Annotated in this window: 4 protein-coding genes; 1 reads left to right on the forward strand and 3 read right to left on the reverse strand. The window is 46.1% G+C overall.

Going from position 1 to position 4365, the window contains the following annotated elements:
* The 3 genes from J4G02_21205 to J4G02_21215 form a co-directional block, all read right to left on the reverse strand.
* Positions 1 to 349, reverse strand: a 349-nt coding sequence (locus J4G02_21205) for a DEAD/DEAH box helicase family protein (protein MCE2397043.1), incomplete at its 3' end; no start/stop codon positions are given.
* A gap of 35 nt (positions 350 to 384) precedes the next feature.
* Positions 385 to 2835, reverse strand: coding sequence for a PBP1A family penicillin-binding protein (locus J4G02_21210; GenBank protein MCE2397044.1), 2451 nt, complete (start codon positions 2833 to 2835; stop codon positions 385 to 387).
* A 63-nt stretch (positions 2836 to 2898) separates the two neighbouring features.
* On the reverse strand, positions 2899 to 3516 hold the full coding sequence (locus J4G02_21215) for a thioredoxin family protein (protein ID MCE2397045.1): 618 nt from the start codon (positions 3514 to 3516) through the stop codon (positions 2899 to 2901).
* 337 nt (positions 3517 to 3853) lie between these two features.
* Here J4G02_21215 and J4G02_21220 point away from each other — a divergent pair, with 337 nt between their 5' ends.
* Positions 3854 to 4141, forward strand: coding sequence for a transposase (locus J4G02_21220; GenBank protein ID MCE2397046.1), 288 nt, complete (start codon positions 3854 to 3856; stop codon positions 4139 to 4141).
* The last annotated feature ends 224 nt before the right edge of the window (positions 4142 to 4365 follow it).

Consider the following 4365-nt stretch of genomic DNA (forward strand, 5'->3'; position numbering starts at 1 on the left):
CGTTAATCTGTATATCTTTTTCTATGTAGGTATCTGTGGTCGGCAGATATGCTTCAGGCTGGTAGTAATCGTAGTAGCTGACAAAGTAGTGGACAGCGTTGTTCGGGAAAAATTCTCGGAACTCGCTATATAACTGTGCGGCAAGGGTCTTGTTGTGCGATATGACTAACGCGGGACGTTGCAAATTTGCTATGACGTGCGCCATCGTGAAGGTCTTCCCCGAACCTGTAACGCCCAACAACGTTTGAAGATCGTTCTCTTTTCGCAGAAAATCTTCCGTAAGCATCTGGATTGCTTGCGGCTGATCTCCTTGCGGCGTATAGTCCGAAATCAACTCAAATTTTTCCATATTTTTCACTTTCTTCACGTTTTACGTTTCACGCATCACCGATGAGCATTACACAGCATTTTCGGTTCGTATCCAACGATGAAGGCTTCCTTAATAATATCTTCCTCCGGACATTTCCCTTGGTATTTGAGCATTCCCGTATTTTTATCAACGCTTCGCAAAACAACGTTGGATGGTTTATCAAAATCCTTGACGGGTCCGCGTGCCCCCTCAATCATAAATCGAGTCCAGATGGGTAAGGCACCTAGGGCCCCTGGGAACGTTGTCTTCTTCTTGTGGTCGTTAAACCCAACCCAAACCCCAGTGGCAAGATTTTGAATATAACCGACAAACCACGCATCTGTATAATCGTCCGTCGTGCCGGTTTTGCCGGCTGCGGGACGTTCCAACCCCATCACACGCGCCCGCCTACCGGTGCCATTATTAATCACACCCTTCATGAGATGTGTCATGAGATAGGCAACCCCTGGGTCAAGCACCTGTTCCGCCGGTGGTTGATTTTCAATCAAGACATCCCCATACTGATCCTCAACATAGTGAATCCCTATCGGTTTCCTGCGCACCCCGCCATTGGCAAAAACAGAATAGGCACCAGTCATTTGAAGGAGCGGCAACCCGCCTGCTCCTAATGCAACTGACGGATATGCGGGTAAATTGGCGTTGATGCCCAGACGTTTGGCCATCGCAAGCGTTCGATTAAGCCCGGCAGGTTTTTCGTTTTCCTCTATCGGTGTCTCCCACATCATTCTCGCTGTCCCAATATTGATCGATTTCTCCAATACCCTTCGCGCAGTAATATCTCCGTAGTAGCGCAGGCCGTAGTTTCGCGGCCTCCATCTCCTCCGTGTTCCAACATCGATAGACCACGCTTCATCGCGAACAATCGTTGCCGGTGTTATTAAAGGGGGAAGATCAAGTAGCGCTGCAAAAACAATCGGCTTAAAAGATGAACCGGGTTGGCGATATGCATGGACAGATCGATTAAAAAAGTTAATCTCCTGCCGCGTGATATAAAAATCGCGTCCCCCAACCATCGCCTTGATGTGTCCCGTTTGCGGTTCAAGGGCGATTAGCCCCGCTTGCAAATAATTGGTAATTGGATTAATGCCATTGGGATTATTTTTATTCTCGTCGTAATCGGGCAGATTTCTGTATCTACTATAGCCGCCTCTTAACTTCTGATCCAATTCTCGCAAGTGGTCAGCCACAGCTCTTTCTGCAATCTCTTGCATGGAGGGATCGATTGTCGTATATACCCTTAACCCTTGGTTGTATAAATGACCTTCTAATTCAGGTATCTCTATCAGTTGTTCATGAACATATTCCAAAAAATGTGACCCGCCTGTGCCCTGCGCGCTTCTAGGCACCTCAATGACAACAGGTTTCTGGACATTCGTGTCGTATTCCTCCGCGCTAATGAAACCCGCCTTTAACATCAATCCAAGCACCAGATTACGCCGTTCTTTTGAACGGTCCGGGTGGCGTATTGGCGAATAGCGTGTCGGTGATTTCGGAATGCCCGCCAGTGTGGCACACTCGTGGAGTTCTAACTCCCATACATTTTTTCCAAAATAGTTTTGGGCTGCCTCTTGAACACCGAGTACTTCCTGCGAACCATATCGTCCCAAGTTAATCAGGTTCAAATATCTTTCGAGAATTTCGTGCTTGGAAAATTGACGCTCAATGCGGACAGCTAGCAGCGCCTCCTTCACCTTTCGCAAAAGTCGTCTTTCACGGGTCAGATAGATATTGCGTGTGAGCTGCTGGGTGACGGTACTTGCGCCTTGTAGCGTTCCTTGCACTTGCCCTAGATATAACTGAGTATTGTGAATGGCTGCACGGAGAATTCCTAGAAAATCCACACCCCAGTGACTATAGAAGCGCTGATCTTCAACCGCGAGAAATGCCTGTAGCAGCGTGTCTGGCATTTGCACAAGTTTCACAATCTCTCGTGCCTCGGCTTCACCTTCTCTGTCATAAAGCGCGTTAAGCAACTCCGGCCTGAGATCAAAACCATCGATTTTTTTACCGTCATCATTTTGGATCGTCTCAATTTTTCCATCAACCACAGAAAGCTCTACCTGATACGGTTCCCGATCTTCACCGGGGAAATGGAAACCTTGGAGATAAATCCATAACCTCTCAGGTTGCCCCTGTTCATCCCGCCCAACCGAATATTGTCCAACGACACTTGGCTTAATAAACTCTCCACTTTCTTGATATTCCAGTCGTTTCAATTTATCTAGGAGGAAATCAATAGAATCTCCCCGTTGGACTGTGCAGAGGGAGGAATAGACTTCAAGGTGTTGTTTCCACGTGTCAACCTCGCGGTATTCCAGTTGGCCCAAGTCAATATGGTCGATGGAATCCCACGATTTGATGACAACGCCCCCGACGAATCCAACGCCAACAAAGACTAGCATCATCATACAAATAGCAATAAGGAGAAACAGTGTGAGCATGCCTCGAAGAATTTTTTTAATCATCCAATCTTCCTTATCCTATATCCTGATTTTATCAATCTCCCTGAAAAATTCAGAGATTAGTATTTACGGCGTACGGCTTCGATCCTGCTTTTTCCTAACACGTTTGATAGTACAGCCAAACGCCTTTGTTTTTTTGCGGTCTTCAGGGATTTCTTTTCCGGCAACCACGAGATCAAGCGTTTCGCGTAGATAGTGCGTTTCAGGGTTCTTCTGGCTATTATCAATGGCACCACGATACCGAAGCCTCCGCTTTTCGTCCAACAAGTAGACTTCAGGTGTACGCCTTGCCCCAAATTTGTCCGCGATCTCATTCCGCAAATCTTTTAAGACAACGCAATCGAACTTGCTCGTTTTGTTATGTTCAGCTATCTCCTCGACGGACTCATTCTTGTTGGAGTTAATCCCAATGAACTGTACGCCTTGATCTTTGTAGTCATTATGTAGTGCGACGATCCTCTCGTTGTAATGATTAGACACAGGGCATTGGGTCGAAATGAACATCACAACGGTCGCCTTTTTCTCGTGGCTCAAATCTTTGAGCGAATGCTCTTTGTCCATCGCATCTTTGAGTGTGAAGTTGGGGACTTCCTTATCCATTTTGACGGTATCTGCACCGCCATTCACGCTAAAAGCAACAATAAAAATAAAGATCATGGTGAAGATCCGAGTCAATAATTTCATTGATACCTCCTACGGCTGCAATTAATCTGCCAACCCTTTTGAATCCACATAACATTACACCAAATATTAAGACGTTTGATGCGCCATTCTGTTTAGGACTGTTTACATACTCGGAGGAATTCAATTTTCCGCTGCTTAAATCGCACCTGATTTATAATTATAACCTTTAATGTTAAAACGTTCAAATTGAAACGAAGTTAACAGTTACTATGGTGGACTGTAATTACCCCCAAAAACTAGACAATAGAATAAGGTGTACTTCTGACTGGTAACCCGGTGACCATCTGTGCGACAATAAGGGTTAAACACGCCACCCCAAGAAAGGAGTTTTCAACCCATGCGCCGCAGAAAACGGTATGATAATCGCTTCAAAGCAGAAGTGGCGATTGAGGCGATAAAAAATCAACGAACTGTCGCTCAAATAGCGAGTGAATATGGTGTCCACCCCAATCAAGTGAGCCAATGGAAGAAGCAGGTGCTTGACCAATTACCCGACCTGTTTACAAACGGCCGCTCAAAATCAACCACAGACAACGACCAATTGGTTGATGAACTATATCGCCAAATCGGTCAGTTGAAGGTAGAACTGGATTGGCTTCAAAAAAAAACGCAACTGCTCCGTTGACCAGAAACGACGCCTCATTGAAAAGGGGTGCGATTCACCGTCGGTTGTGAGGCAGTGCGAGCTATTGGGACTGTCAAGAGCCTCGTTCTATTATCAACCTGTGGGTGAATCGCCACAAAATCTACTCTATATGCGTCTGATAGATGAGCAGTACACAAAGACACCTTTTTACGGAGTGCCTCGATTGACGGTATGGCTTCGCTCTCAGGGGCATGTTGTCAATC

This window comes from Candidatus Poribacteria bacterium, from assembly GCA_021295755.1.
In the GTDB taxonomy this organism is placed as follows: domain Bacteria; phylum Poribacteria; class WGA-4E; order WGA-4E; family PCPOR2b; genus PCPOR2b.